Genomic DNA, 14650 nt, shown 5'->3' on the forward strand with positions numbered 1-14650 from the left:
AAAAAAGCTATGTTACACATCCCAACCGGACAGTTAAACATCCAAAATACCGATTTTGAATTGCCAGGAATTATTCCGTTTGAATGGAAACGAAATAACCAATCTTGGATAACCTATAATAAAAGTGATTTAGGTACTATTTGGACACATAATTTTGACCAATATTTAGAGTTAGTTGTCCACGAACAATATATTAACTGGAAAAAAAACAATGGAAGCATTGTATCCATACCTTATGTAGAAGACGGAGAAGAAAACGTATTTAAAGACGAAAAAATTAGTTATCAACGTAAAGGGAATCAAATTATTCTAGAAAATTACGAAGAAGACTTATGGTATGTATTTACCAAAGATAATTTTTTAGGAAACAACCATTATAAGCTAACGAATGTTCAAAAATATCAATTTAGTATTGATTTGAATTATACAAACGGAATGTTAGCGCTTATTACCGATACCGCCAATCGTGAAATTACCTTTTTACGTAACGAAAATAATCTTATAGTACAGGTGCAAGTGCTGGCAGAAGGAAAAATGCATACGTTGGTGAGCTATGAATACGATGAAGAAAATAGATTAACTTCGGTAACAAATAGTGAAGGTATTACAGAGCAATACGAATACAATAACAACTTTTTAACGAAAAAAATAGATGGTAATGGAAGCGTATTTTATTGGCAATATGAAAATAAAACAGACGAACCAAAATGTATCAAACGAGGATTCACCGATGGTACAAGTGTAGAGAAGTTTACATACGAAAAGGGCGTTACTAAAATAACAGATGGAAAAGGAAACACGACTACGTATTATATTAATGACGAAAAAATAGTACAAGTACAAAACCCCTTAGGGCACAGCGAATATTGGGAATATGATTTAAACGATAACCTAATTTGTTATACAGATGCTCTTGGGCAAAACACCTATTACGGTTACGATGTATACGGAAACCAAACTCATATTCGGTTGCCAAACGGAGCAGAACTCTTATATACTTATGAAAACAATAAACTAACAAGCGTAACCAATGCCATGGGAGCTGTTATGTTGTTAGAATATAACGAAATTGGGCAACTTGTAACACAAATAGGATATACTAACGATATAACACGTTACGAATACGAAAACAATTTACTAACCACGGTTATTAACCCCAATGGTTTACGAACCTATATCTCATATACTAAAAACTATCAATTAAATACCATAACCGATCATAATAAAGTAGTAACCCAGTGGAAATATGATGAGTTAGGTAGAGTACTAACGATAAAAAACAGCGAAAATATAGCAGAAAATTATCGATACGATAGTTTAGGGCGCGTAACAAGCATTGTTACTATGGAAGCCAACCGTATTAACTTAAAATATGATGCCCTAGGTAATTTAATACAACTAAAAGACACTCAACATAATATAAATTTTAAATACAATTCTGCAGGCAAACTCTTAAGTCGCAAACAAAACAATACAGAAATACTTTTTAAATACGATAGAGCCGATAACTTAAAAGCCATAGTTAACGAAGAAAAAAACGTATATAGCTTTAAGCGCAATGCAGCAGGACACATTGTTAAAGAAATAGGATTTGATGGAAAAACTCAACGTTATTTAACAAATCCAGTAGGAAATGTAGTTGAAAAAATAGATCCTTTAGGAGTAAGTACCAAAATAACATACGATCGTTTAGGAAAAGTAAGCGAAGTAGTTTACCCAAGCGGAGATAAAGAAACTTATCAATACGATAAAAACGGACTTTTAGTTCAGGCTATAAATAAAAACGCTACTGTTGTTTTTAAACGAGATGAAACAGGAAATATAATAACCGAAACCCAAAACGGTATTGAGGTAAAAAGCACCTATAATGCCATGGGATATCGTACCCATTTAGAAAGTAGTTTAGGAGCCAACATAGCTATTACTCGTAATAAAGACAACTCAATAGCCAATACGGTAGCCAAAACAGAAGAAGCGAGTTGGCAAGCACAATATACCTATGATGCTTTAGGTTTAGAAATAGAACGTAATTTGCCAGGAGGAGTAACCAATACTTGGCAAAGAAGACCCGATGGAAAACCTGAAGTACATGCGATTTCAGTAAATGAAAAACAAACCACACATAGGCGATATAGTTGGGATATAAACGATAAGCTTACCCGAATTTTTGACAATATAGCAAACAAAGGAGTTGCTTTTAGTTATGACGCTTTTAATAACTTAGCCAAAGCAGGGTATTCAGATGGTAGTTTTGATTATAAACTACCCGATGCAGTAGGTAATTTATACCAAACCGAGGCTCAAAATGAACGAACCTATGGTAAAGCAGGTCAGTTACTATCGTGCCTAGATTTTGAATATAGCTATGATGCTAATGGTAATTTAGTAGAAAAAAGAGCTAAAAAAAGGGTTGAGGTTTGGCGTTATACATGGGAAGAAAACGGAATGCTCTCTCAGGTAATACAACCTAATAAAGATGTTATTTCATTTACGTACGATGCTTTAGGCAGGCGTATAAGTAAACAATACAACGACCAAAAAATAACCTATTGGGTGTACGATAAAAATGTGCCTTTACACGAATGGAGTTTGTCAGATAAGGAAGATTTAGTTACTTGGATTTTTGAAGAAGACAGCTTTGTGCCACAAGCAAAAATAGAAAACAATGAAACTTATTCCATTATTACCGATCATTTAGGTACACCTATACAAGCATATCATAGTAGTGGTAAAAAAGTATGGGAATGTGAGTTGGATATATACGGAAAAGCTCGTAGTTTTACGGGAGAAAAAACGTTCATTCCTTTTAGATATCAGGGGCAGTATGAAGATGAGGAAACGGGCTTGTATTACAATAGGTTTAGATACTATTCACCTGATACAGGAACTTACATTTCCCAAGACCCCATTGGGTTAAAGGGGGGTATGAGTTTATATTCCTATGTTCATGATTCCAATAGTTGGATAGACCCATTTGGATGGGTAGAACAAGGTAGAGATGCTCTAGGGAAATTTTTACCTAAGAATCCTGGTGATTCAGTTCCTGGTAGTGATGCTGTAAGTGATGTTTTAAACCAGTTAGAATTTGACCCTAAAACAAAAGTGTTAGGAGAGGAAATCTCATTCAAAGATTCAGAAACTGGACAAATCAGAAGGTATGATATTGTTACACAAGATGTTGAAACAGGAAAGGTAACAGGAATAGAAGTGAAAAACTCCCAAACTGCTAGTTATGGTAAAAAACAAAAAGCTTTTGATGCTAAAGTAAATAGTGGGAATCACAAGATTAATCCTACGGGAGGAAAGGCAAAAGCAGCAGGGGTAACTAAAATTGATAATGTAAGAGTTATAAGATGTACTTAACATGAGTGAATTATTAAAATCAGTAATAGAGCAAGTAGGTATATTCCTCTTGGATAAAGAATATTCAAAAAAAGGGAAAGATAGTTTTATCAAAAAGGCTAAAGAAAATGGTAGAGAAGAGATAATTACTTTTTCTGAAAGAAAAGGTAGAGGAAATTTTTCTAATTATGTCTATATTGGAGTAACATCGAGTATTTACTATAGAAAAGTTAATACATTAGATAAAAAGATTATCAAAGATTTTTTAAATTCTTATCCGATTATTTCAGGGTCAATTGGGCATTACAAAGATTCAGATTCGGGTTTTATATCTATTCCTATGAATTCTTTTGAGCAAACAGATGAAGTTTCTGAAATTATCATTGCAAACATTGAAGAAGGTGCATTTAATCTCTTTAATACTTACCCTGATTTAAAAAGTATTATTTCTGGTATAGAAAAAAACGATGAATGGCTGAAAGATTATTCGAAGTTTTTGGATTTTAGAAAATCTATAAGGCTAGCGGCTATTTATTGTATAGAAAAAGGCAAAGAATATGCTATCTCATGGTTTAGCAATTCTCAACTTGAAACCGAGGAACAAAAAAAAGAAGTACTTAGTAGTATGGAAAGAGAGTGGTAGCCCCTGCTAGCGCGAGCGTCTCGCTCGTGCCGTCAAAGAGTAAGCATGGTATAAAAAACAAAACAACCTTAAAACCAAAGATATGCCAATCAAAGACAGAGATTACAACAAAGCCAAGGAGCTGTTAGAAGCAGCGGGTAGTAAAAGAGCCGAGAAATAGCATCCTAAACACACAGGCAGTAAAGGCTCTCCCGATAGTCATGGTAGGAGTTTGTACAGTGAGGCACAACAAGATTTTGGCGGGCAACCCACCGCAGCACAATTAGAAGCTTTATGTAAATCAAGACCCCATTGGACTATTAGGGAACAATCCTAATATGTATGCTTATGTTGGTGATTCTAACTCTTGGGTTGATGTTTTTGGATTAGCTCCTTGGGAGAGAGGAGGGTTTAAAAAGTGGTGGGATACAGTATCAGAAAGTGATGTGAAAGATAATTTGAAATCTGTTAAAAATGCAATGAGAGCAATGCATGGTGGTGGAAATCATGAAATGTTTCCTGTTTCTCAGGCGGTGAAAGCAAAAAAACTAGGATTTTCTTATGATGAGTTGTCAGAAAGGACAATCAAAACTTCAGATGTGTTCTTTGAAAATGTACCTGATGGGAAAGGAAGTTTGCTCTCAGGGCCTCATGTTTCATCAGGAGTTAATAACTCTCCAGCTTCTGCTCGTTTTCATAAGGAATTAATAACCAAGTTGCAGGCAACAACAAGTAAGCAAGAGGCAAAGAATATTATATCTGAAATGCATGGTAAATATGTGAAGAAATTAAAAAAATAAACTGTAAAGAACTATGGATGAATTACATGTGTGGGTTGGTAGTTTTGAGGGCTCACTAGAAACATTTGAGAAATTTTTTGACTTAACAGATTTTTATAACAATTATGAGTCAGGAAATAATTTTGAGCGTTGTGAATTTTGTAAATACATAGATGATGACTCCTATGATAATGATTTTATTGGTTTTGAAATAGGGAATATTGGAATTAAAGAGTTGTTATTTAATACGTTGCCAGATTCTGATTTAGCAGAAAAAGTTTTGAGAAAATGTGAAGAAGAAAATATTTTAAAACCTAATGCTATTTTGTATTATGGTGATGAAGATCTAAGTGTTAATGATTTAGATGATAATTTTAAAGGGTTGAAATATTTAGGGGTGTTTGATTGGGATTGATTTAATTACAGTATACTTTAACCTGACCAATATCAAGACCCCATTGGATTGGCTGGTGGTGATAACTTCTATGCATATGTTCACGATAGCAATAGTTATGTTGATGTTTTAGGTTTAGCTAGTCAAAGGTGGATGAGTAAGACAAAAAGTGATGGAACACCTTATAGAAAACCAGGTCCTAAAGCTAAAGGAACGGGAGACCACAATGCTAAAATAGATGAGATTATAGCTAGAGAAAAAAGCTAAACCAGGTATTGAACACATTGGAGGTGGCTCAAAAACAGAAGTTATAATTGACACTACGGGAGGTTTAAAAGATACTAGACGTATGGATGCTTCTTTTAAAAGGGCAGATGGTAGTATATATCACATAAACGTAGGAAGGAGTCTTGCAGATGGTAAAACTGGTACAATAAGAGAAAGAGAAGCTTTAAAGGACGTTTTGGATGTAGGTGAAGATTCTGATTATCGTTCAAAAGTAAAAACAAGTTGTAATTAATGTCTCGAATAAATTTAGTAATGTCGTTGTCGAATTTTTATTCTTTTATTTTAGAAGTTATAGAAACAATAAAGCATTGCATAATGCTTATGAAAGTTTTAGAAAAAAATATTGGAAAGAAAGAGCTAAAGGATTAAGTTGTTGTTAATAATTTTATAGAACATGAGTTATATTGATGTTATAAAAAACATAGAAGATGATACTTTTTATAGTGATGGAAATGTATCAGGTGGAATAATAAATGAATGTGAAAAGATTCTTGGTCTAAAATTACCTAAAGAGTACAAAAAATATATTTCAGAATGTGGATATATAGGTTTTGGTGATAGTATATTACTTGGTTTAGATTCAGATGGAGAAAATGAAGAAAGAGGTACAGTTTTAGGGGATACTTTATTTGCAAGAGATGAATTTTCTCTTGGGGGTGAGTTTGTGGTTATTGAATATCAAGATTATGAAAATTTGTATGCGTTAAAGTGTTCTTCAGATGAAGAACTAGAGGATTCACCAATTTTTAGTTTTGATATAAAATATGATAATAAATTGGCTGAACCTGTTAAAGTTTCTGATAGCTTTAAAGAGCATTTCAAAACATTTGTTGATAATTTATCAGACTAATTATATTAATGAATTATCAATTTTCAGATTTCTACAAAAGAGATGTTAGTTTTGTTTTCGATGATGAAAACGATATAGACTTTTCTACTTTGAATAAGGGAAAAAAAATACAATTTGCATCCCCCTTTTTATATACAGTTGATAAAATAGATAGCTATATAAACTCTTATGATTTATTACCAACTATTGGTCTACCATTAGTAAGTGAAAAATTTAGAGATACTTTTCTTGATTTAACTAAAAGCCAAATAGAGTTTATTCCTGTTATAATTAGAGATGATAAGCAAAATAAAAATACTAACTTTTTAGCTTTGAATATTCTAAATGTAATTTCTTGTATGGATGAAGAAAAATCAATTACAGAAAAAACCAGATATGGTACTTTAAAAATAAGTGTGAAAAAGCTAACTTAAAAGGAATTAACTTTATAGAAGAAGGACATTCTATTTATACAGATGTTTAATTAGTTGTGTAATCAAAGCCACCTTAAATAATATTTAAAAATAGAAAAGCCACAGTTTTAAGCTGTGGTTTTTTATTGCGCAAATGCTTGTTTAGTTTTAAAGTTTTGTATGTGGGTATCAATAAGGTTAAATAAGATACTTTTAGTGCTATTATCTAATTTTTCTATATCGTTAATGCGTTGCAAAACAGCTTTGTTATAGTTAGATATCTCCCCCCGCTAGCGCGAGCGTCACGCTCGTGTCGTGTATGAGTAAGCGGCAAAGGGGCAAGAAAATATAAAGCACAGCAGCGATGCTGTAGTTTTTTCGCATTATGCTATCTGCTTCGCTTATAAAATTTCAAAAAAAACTTATAGGTACACCTATACAAGCATATCATAGTAGTGGTAAAAAAGTATGGGAATGTGAGTTGGATATATACGGAAAAGCTCGTAGTTTTAAGGTAGAAAAAACGTTCTTTTATCCTATTTCGTTACCAAGGGCAGTATGAAGATGAAGAAACGGGATTATATTACAATAGGTTTAGGTGTTATTTATCTGATACTATAGTATTCTTAGATTGTATTACAATGTTGTGTATTTTGAGGTGAAAAAGACATTTATAGAGAAGAAAGATGTAAAAAAGATGTAAAAAAGATGTAATAAATAGAGTGGTTTTGATAGAAAATCATTAAAACAAAAAAATCAATCTAAAAAAGATTGATTTTTTTTGTTTTGCTCCCCCTCTTGGGCTCGAACCAAGGACCCTCTGATTAACAGTCAGATGCTCTAACCAACTGAGCTAAGGAGGAATGTTCATGTAGAACAATATATATGTACTGTAGAAATTATCGGCTTCTACCTTGCCTTTGCTCCCCCTCTTGGGCTCGAACCAAGGACCCTCTGATTAACAGTCAGATGCTCTAACCAACTGAGCTAAGGAGGAATTTAAAACATACTTGTCTTAAAATGCGAGTGCAAATTTAAGGGGATTTTTTATATCTGCAAATTATTTTTTAAAAAAAGTAAGATTAAAATTACTTATCTCTGGATTTCAGTTGTTTATTTTTTAAGGGAATTATGTTTTTAACTGAAATTTAACAAAAAGCTAATACTCGTTAAAGAGTTTAAAATTAGACTAAAAAGGAATGGTATTTTTCGTAAAAGTTGTACTTTTGTCTCCATTATTCTTATTGATAGAAAAGTATAACAAAATATATGGACAAGTTTTCGTTCTTAAACGCAGCACATGCAGGTTTTATAGGTGATTTGTATGAACAATATCAAAAAAATCCTGATGCGATAGAACCAAGTTGGAGAAGTTTTTTTCAAGGATATGATTTGGCTAACGAGAAATACTCATTAACAGATGAAGAAGTTTCGGTAGAAGTCCCTGAAGAAGTACGTAAAGAATTTTTAGTAATCGATTTAATTAACGGTTACCGTACCCGTGGCCATTTGTTTACCAAAACAAACCCAGTACGAAATAGAAGAACATATACTCCAACATTAGATATTGAAAACTTTGGATTAAATCAATCAGATTTATCCACTGTTTTCAATGCAGGAGAGATTTTAGGAATAGGACCTAAAAGTTTAGCAGAAATTATAAACTATTTAAAGTCTGTTTTCTGCGAAAGCATTGGAGTTGAGTATATGTATGTACGCAACCCTGAGGAGTTAAAGTGGTGGAATGAGCGTTTGAATAAGAATGCTAACCATCCAAGTTATGATGTAGAGTCTAAGAAGTATATTCTTACGAAGCTAAATCAAGCATCAACTTTCGAAAGCTTTTTGCAAACAAAGTATGTAGGTCAAAAACGATTCTCTGTTGAAGGAGGAGAAACATTAATTCCAGGGGTAAGTGTAGCGCTTAGAGACGCGGCTGAATTGTATGGAGTGGAAGAATGCGTGTTAGGAATGGCACATCGTGGACGCTTAAACACTTTGGTAAACATCTTTAAAAAACCTATTCGCGATTTATTTAGTGAGTTTGAAGGAAAAGATTTTGAAGATCAAGATATAGATGGAGATGTTAAGTATCATCTAGGTTTAACCTTAAGCAAAGCGTATCAAGGTGGACAAAAGATGAAGATGAATTTAGTTCCAAATCCATCTCACTTAGAAACCGTTGATGCAGTTGCTGAAGGAATTGTTAGAGCTAAAATTGATAAAGACTACGAAGGAAACGAAAATAAAATATTACCAATTTTAGTACATGGAGATGCCGCTGTGGCAGCTCAAGGTATTGTGTATGAGGTTGTGCAAATGGCACAATTAAACGGATACAAAACAGGAGGTACTATACACATTGTAGTAAATAATCAAGTTGGTTTTACAACCAATTATTTAGATGCTCGTTCAAGTACGTATTGTACTGATGTAGCTAAAGTAACGTTATCTCCAGTATTACACGTAAACGCTGATGATGCTGAGGCTGTTTGTCACGCTATGGAAATGGCTGTTGAATATCGTATGAAATTCAACAAAGACATTTTTATTGACTTATTAGGATACCGTAAATACGGTCATAACGAAGGAGATGAACCACGTTTTACTCAGCCAAAATTATATAAGGCAATTTCTAAGCATAAAAATGCAAGAGAAATTTATGCTAATAAATTAATAGAAGAAGGAAGTATAACAACGGATTACTTACAGAAAATAACAGATGAATTTAAGGCGCATTTAGAGGCTGAATTTACAGAATCTAAAAAGAAAGAAACGTCTAAAATTCAAGAGTTCATGCCTGATGTATGGGATGGGTTTGTACGTAAGCAATTACAAGATATGTTACAGCCTGTAGATACAACCTATTCAGTAGATGGTTTAAAAGGCATTGCAAGAGTTATTTCAAAAACACCAGAAGGACACAAGTTTGTTCGTAAAGCAGAACGTATCTTAAAAGGCCGTGAAAAAATGGTTTTTGAAGATAATTTGTTAGATTGGGGTACAGCTGAAAACTTAGCATACGGTACGTTGTTAGAAGAAGGATACGATGTTCGTATTTCAGGAGAAGATGTAGAAAGAGGAACGTTCTCTCACCGTCATGCAATTATGCGTGATGAAGAAACTTTAGAGCGTGTAAATTTATTAAACACAAACCCTAAGAATAAAGGAGAGATGACTATTTACAACTCTCACTTATCAGAATACGGAGTGTTAGGTTTTGATTATGGATATGCAATGGCAGCTCCAAATACCCTAACCATTTGGGAAGCTCAGTTTGGTGATTTTGCCAACGGAGCACAAATTATGTTCGACCAGTATATTTCTTCAGCAGAAGATAAATGGAAGTTACAAAACGGATTGGTAATGTTACTACCTCACGGGTATGAAGGTCAAGGACCAGAGCATTCATCAGGTAGAATTGAACGTTTCTTACAATCGTCATCAACTGATAACTGGACAATAGCAAACTGTTCTACACCAGCAAATATGTATCATATTTTGCGTCGTCAGATGAAGCGTGATTTTAGAAAACCATTAATTGTTTTCACACCAAAAAGTTTATTACGTTTACCTAAAGCAGTAAACCCTATTGAAGATTTAGCAAACGGAACTTTCCAAGAAGTAATTGACGATACTATTGATACATCAAAAGCTAAAAAAATGGTGTTCTGTACAGGTAAATTTTATTATGACTTATTAGCAGAACGTGAAAAGTTAGAAAGAGAAGATGTAGCTTTAGTTCGTATAGAGCAATTGTTCCCATTACATAATGATAAAATTAAAGAAGTAATGGACAAGTATCCAAATGTAGAACGTTATGTTTGGGCGCAAGAAGAACCTAAAAATATGGGAGCTTGGAGTTATATGTTAGAACGTTTTGAATTAGCTAGGTTAGAATGTGCCTCGGAAGAGTACCGTTCGGCGCCAGCAGCAGGTTCAAGTGCACGTTTTAAAAGACGTCATCAAGCTATTATAGATAAGGTTTTTGATTAAAAAATAAATGCGTTAGGGATAGAAGCAAACTACCGTGTAGTGCGAAAAGCCCGACCCGATAGGGAAACGCCCAAATAAAAGAAATAAAATAATTCAGATATATAAAATTTAGAACTGATGGTTTTAGAAATGAAAGTTCCTTCTCCGGGGGAATCAATTACAGAAGTAGAAATCGCAACTTGGTTAGTTGAAGATGGTGATTACGTTGAGAAAGATCAACCAATTGCCGAAGTAGATTCTGACAAAGCAACGTTAGAATTACCTGCGGAAGAAAGCGGAATAATCACTTTAAAAGCTGAAGAGGGTGATGCAGTAGCAGTAGGAGCAGTAGTTTGTCATATTGATATGGATGCTGCAAAGCCAGATGGAGCTGGAGCACCAAAAGCAGCTGCACCAAAAACTGAGGAGAAAAAAGAAGCACCTAAGGCTGAACCAGCAAAAGAAACATATGCAACTGGTACAGCATCTCCAGCAGCTAAGAAAGTATTAGCTGAAAAAGGGATGAATCCATCTGATGTTAAAGGAACTGGTAAAGACGGTCGTGTAACAAAAGAAGATGCTGTAAAAGCAGTGCCTTCAATGGGAACTCCAGGAATGGGATCTCGTGGTACAGAGCGTAAAAAGTTATCAATGTTACGTCGTAAAGTAGCGCAACGTTTAGTTTCTGTAAAGAACGAAACAGCGATGTTAACTACTTTTAATGAGGTTAATATGCAACCAATTTTCGACTTACGTAACGAATATAAAGAAGCGTTTAAAGCAAAACACGGTGTAGGTTTAGGATTTATGTCATTCTTTACTTTAGCAGTAGTAAGAGCTTTAAAAATGTATCCAGATGTAAATTCTATGATTGATGGAGATTACAAAGTAAGTCACGATTTCCAAGATATTTCTATTGCAGTATCAGGTCCTAAAGGATTAATGGTGCCAGTAATAAGAAACGCTGAAAATTTAACGTTTAGAGGAGTTGAGAGCGAAGTAAAGCGTTTAGCATTACGTGCACGTGACGGACAAATTACAGTTGATGAAATGACAGGAGGTACGTTTACTATCACGAATGGTGGTGTATTTGGTTCTATGTTATCTACACCAATTATCAACCCTCCACAAAGTGGGATTTTAGGAATGCATAATATTGTAAATCGCCCAATGGCAGTTAATGGCGAAGTAGTGATTCAACCAATTATGTATGTAGCATTATCATACGATCACAGAATTATTGATGGTCGTGAGTCTGTTGGATTCTTAGTCGCTGTAAAAGAAGCGTTAGAAAATCCTGTAGAGCTATTAATGGATAATAACCCTACCAAAGCTTTAGAAATGTAGTATAAAGTTTATACAGATAAATAAAAAAATCCCACACAACTTGTGTGGGATTTTTTTATTTATTTTTAAAAGGGTGAATTGAATAAAATAAAATGATTATCTTATACACTCTTCTTACTGTCATACATTGCTATTAAACAGACTAAAAATTTATTTGTAAAAAGGGAGTATTATATTTTTTGAAGAAAAAAATTAAAACTATAAAATTATGAAACTAGGAGCCTTTTCAATTAGTTTATCAGTGAAAAATATTAATAAGTCGAAAGAATTTTATGAAACGTTGGGATTCACTGTTTTTGCAGGTCAAATAGAAAGCAATTATTTGATTATGAAAAATGGTAATTCGTTAATTGGGTTGTTTCAAGGTATGTTTGAAAATAATATTCTTACTTTTAATCCAGGTTGGGATGAAAATGCTAATGAATTAGATGATTTTGACGATGTAAGAACCATTCAACAACATTTAAAAGAAAATCACATCAAATTGAAAAGTGAGGCAGATGATGAGACTTCTGGTCCTTCTAGCATCGTTTTATTTGATCCTGATGGAAACATGATTTTAATAGACCAGCATGTTTAAAAGATGAAAAACAAGATGTGTCTTTCATCCTTTAAACGTAATCTATTTGTTGTTTAAGCTCCAATCGTAGTCCAAATATAGCACTTCGGCATTATCATTAGCTTTAATGTGAGAGTACTTATTTATATAATCTACTAAAGTATTACGAGAGGTAAAGTCTTCTTGGTACCATTGAAATATTTTTGAAACTTCAACTTTAGTTAACGTAATCTTATTTTTTGTGGAGTCGTTTATAAAAGCTTTCATTAAGTTTTCCAACGCTTCTTCTATATTCTCTTTAGTAAAAGCAAAATTTACAAATCGAGGTCCAGATTTAGATGCTGCATTTAAGGCAACATGAATTCTAGGGTCATCATGCCATCTACGAAGTATTTTATGCTCAATATAATCTAGCGAGTATAGTTTTTTACCAACAGAAGCAAAAGGAATCTTCCAAGCATTTCTTCCTTTACGTTTAATGTCGGTAATTTTTTTTAAAGGATAACTATCTAAAATTAATTTGATTGTATAAGCGTTATAAGCGTTAATCCAAAAGGCTTTTGCTTTATTTTGCGACCATTTATTACTAGGTATTGTGTTATCCAAATGCTTTATATATATATCTAAAACCGCCCGATTTTTTCTTAGTCCCTTATAATCCACATTGCCTTGAGAGTCAACATAGGTTTTTAATAAAGCATCATATACATCAGTTTGTGCTTGTGTTTGAATACTCACAAAAATTAGTATGAAGGTAAAAGTGAGAGTAATTGTTTTTCGCATTTTTTTAAATTTTAAGTAAATAAATTAGTTTACAATACTTTTGACGTAGATAAATTTAATTCATTACACAAATATTTTATTGAAGCAAAAAACACCTTTTGGAGAGGTTTTAAAAAAGAGAAATTGTCATTATTATTTTTTACAATAAAGTGAGCTTAAATAAATAACAATAATACTAATCATCATATAAAAAGTAATGTTGTTTTGCGCTTTGGTTAAGTTTATGTCACTCATAAAAACTTGTATTTTCGATTGTACAAGAGTGTAAGTTTTTTATACAACATCAGCGATTAGTAATACTTATTTAATAGGCTTCAACAAAATAAAGAAAAATTTTTAATCAGGTTTAAAAAAGTATGGTTTAAAAGAAAAATCACTATATAAACTATACTATAAAGAGTCCATTTGTCACAAATAAAGAACATTTCATACCATATATCTTTTTACAATATTTAAAGGCAAGTGAGAGAGATATTTTTGATGCGGATTAATAAAAAACATAAAAAATGATTACGCATTCTTACACAAAAAAACCTTTTGTATTTTTAAGTTTTATACTCTTTTTCTTTATGAGTTGCACTGAAGAAGATTTACCCTCTAACATTAAGCAGCAAAAATTCACTCTAAAATCGAACTCAACAAATTTTAAGTATGCTATTAAAATAGGAAGCATTGAAGAAGTTGATGTAACTAAAGATTATCACGTGATTTATTTATTAGATGGTGATGACTATTATAATGAATGTATGCAAATGTTAAGTTTAGAAGAAAAAGAAAATACCATTATAGTGAGCATAGGTTATGCGGGCGATAATGAAAGAGGTACAGATTATTCTTATCCGTATGACAGAGATTTTGATGGAGATTCAGGAGGAGCAAAGAAGTTTATTAGCTTTTTAAACTCTGAGTTAATCCCTGTGATTGAAGAGGATTATGAAATAAAGAGTTTAACAAAAACAATTTATGGGCATTCACTTGGAGGTTATTTTGCTTTATATGTTATGCTGCAAGAAGAACAAGAAAACCCTTTTGATAATGCAATTGTGGTAAGCCCTAATTTAATGTGGTATAACTCATTTATTTTCGATTTAGAAGAAAAAGCTAAGAAGTTGAGTTTGTTAGATGGCAAATCTTTTTACATGGCTATGGGAGACCTTGAAGGAGTTGGTATGAACGCATCATTTAAAGCAATGGTTAAGCGACTAAAATTGAATAACTATAATGATTTTAATTTCAGTTATGAAAGATTAGAAAATATTTCTCACAGAAATAGTCCAATCATAGGATTTAAAAATGGATTACAAATTATTGAATAAGAA

Annotated in this window: 14 protein-coding genes and 2 tRNA genes; 13 read left to right on the forward strand and 3 right to left on the reverse strand. The window is 32.8% G+C overall.

Annotated features, from left to right (window positions below; translation table 11 throughout):
- Positions 1-9 precede the first annotated feature (9 nt).
- The 9 genes from ABHQ57_RS03545 (at position 10) to ABHQ57_RS03585 (ending at position 7329) form a co-directional block, all read left to right on the forward strand.
- Positions 10-3363 (forward strand): RHS repeat-associated core domain-containing protein, encoded by a 3354-nt coding sequence (locus tag ABHQ57_RS03545; RefSeq protein WP_389862331.1) that lies wholly within the window; start codon positions 10-12, stop codon positions 3361-3363.
- A gap of 1 nt (position 3364) precedes the next feature.
- On the forward strand, positions 3365-3985 hold the full coding sequence (locus tag ABHQ57_RS03550; protein ID WP_167712874.1) for a hypothetical protein: 621 nt from the start codon (positions 3365-3367) through the stop codon (positions 3983-3985).
- A 317-nt stretch (positions 3986-4302) separates the two neighbouring features.
- Positions 4303-4764: a hypothetical protein gene (locus ABHQ57_RS03555; RefSeq protein WP_196781601.1), complete on the forward strand. Its 462-nt coding sequence runs from the start codon at positions 4303-4305 to the stop codon at positions 4762-4764.
- A 13-nt stretch (positions 4765-4777) separates the two neighbouring features.
- Positions 4778-5158: an immunity 22 family protein gene (locus ABHQ57_RS03560; RefSeq protein ID WP_167712876.1), complete on the forward strand. Its 381-nt coding sequence runs from the start codon at positions 4778-4780 to the stop codon at positions 5156-5158.
- A 48-nt stretch (positions 5159-5206) separates the two neighbouring features.
- Positions 5207-5404, forward strand: a complete 198-nt coding sequence (locus ABHQ57_RS03565; RefSeq protein WP_073182182.1) for a hypothetical protein — start codon at positions 5207-5209, stop codon at positions 5402-5404.
- 82 nt (positions 5405-5486) lie between these two features.
- Positions 5487-5657, forward strand: coding sequence for a hypothetical protein (locus ABHQ57_RS03570; protein ID WP_167712878.1), 171 nt, complete (start codon positions 5487-5489; stop codon positions 5655-5657).
- 162 nt (positions 5658-5819) lie between these two features.
- Positions 5820-6275, forward strand: coding sequence for an SMI1/KNR4 family protein (locus ABHQ57_RS03575; RefSeq protein WP_073182180.1), 456 nt, complete (start codon positions 5820-5822; stop codon positions 6273-6275).
- 8 nt (positions 6276-6283) lie between these two features.
- On the forward strand, positions 6284-6688 hold the full coding sequence (locus ABHQ57_RS03580) for an imm11 family protein (protein ID WP_167712879.1): 405 nt from the start codon (positions 6284-6286) through the stop codon (positions 6686-6688).
- A 512-nt stretch (positions 6689-7200) separates the two neighbouring features.
- The gene (locus ABHQ57_RS03585) at positions 7201-7329 is read left to right on the forward strand and encodes an RHS repeat-associated core domain-containing protein (protein WP_196781615.1); all 129 of its coding nucleotides are present in this window, start codon (positions 7201-7203) and stop codon (positions 7327-7329) included.
- Between the two features lie 127 nt (positions 7330-7456).
- Here the strand turns inward: ABHQ57_RS03585 and ABHQ57_RS03590 are convergent.
- Positions 7457-7530, reverse strand: a tRNA-Asn gene (locus ABHQ57_RS03590).
- Between the two features lie 60 nt (positions 7531-7590).
- Positions 7591-7664 (reverse strand) — tRNA-Asn (locus tag ABHQ57_RS03595).
- Positions 7665-7936: 272 nt separating this feature from the next.
- On the opposite strand from ABHQ57_RS03595, the gene ABHQ57_RS03600 reads away from it, so the two are divergent.
- From ABHQ57_RS03600 to ABHQ57_RS03610, 3 genes are all read left to right on the forward strand, one after another.
- Positions 7937-10663 (forward strand): 2-oxoglutarate dehydrogenase E1 component, encoded by a 2727-nt coding sequence (locus ABHQ57_RS03600; RefSeq protein ID WP_167712881.1) that lies wholly within the window; start codon positions 7937-7939, stop codon positions 10661-10663.
- 117 nt (positions 10664-10780) lie between these two features.
- A complete protein-coding gene (gene odhB / locus ABHQ57_RS03605; RefSeq protein WP_047789901.1) occupies positions 10781-11989 on the forward strand; it encodes a 2-oxoglutarate dehydrogenase complex dihydrolipoyllysine-residue succinyltransferase in 1209 nt (402 codons plus the stop codon).
- A 208-nt stretch (positions 11990-12197) separates the two neighbouring features.
- Positions 12198-12569 carry a VOC family protein gene (locus tag ABHQ57_RS03610; protein ID WP_159493463.1) on the forward strand — a complete coding sequence of 124 codons (372 nt, stop codon included), beginning with the start codon at positions 12198-12200 and terminating at the stop codon, positions 12567-12569.
- Positions 12570-12611: 42 nt separating this feature from the next.
- Here the strand turns inward: ABHQ57_RS03610 and ABHQ57_RS03615 are convergent, their stop codons facing one another.
- Positions 12612-13331 carry a DUF547 domain-containing protein gene (locus tag ABHQ57_RS03615; RefSeq protein WP_073182176.1) on the reverse strand — a complete coding sequence of 240 codons (720 nt, stop codon included), beginning with the start codon at positions 13329-13331 and terminating at the stop codon, positions 12612-12614.
- Between the two features lie 569 nt (positions 13332-13900).
- On the opposite strand from ABHQ57_RS03615, the gene ABHQ57_RS03620 reads away from it, so the two are divergent.
- Positions 13901-14647, forward strand: coding sequence for an alpha/beta hydrolase (locus ABHQ57_RS03620; RefSeq protein ID WP_172644853.1), 747 nt, complete (start codon positions 13901-13903; stop codon positions 14645-14647).
- Positions 14648-14650: the final 3 nt, after the last annotated feature.

The organism is Tenacibaculum sp. ZH5_bin.1 (genome assembly GCF_042865525.1).
GTDB lineage: Bacteria > Bacteroidota > Bacteroidia > Flavobacteriales > Flavobacteriaceae > Polaribacter > Polaribacter mesophilus.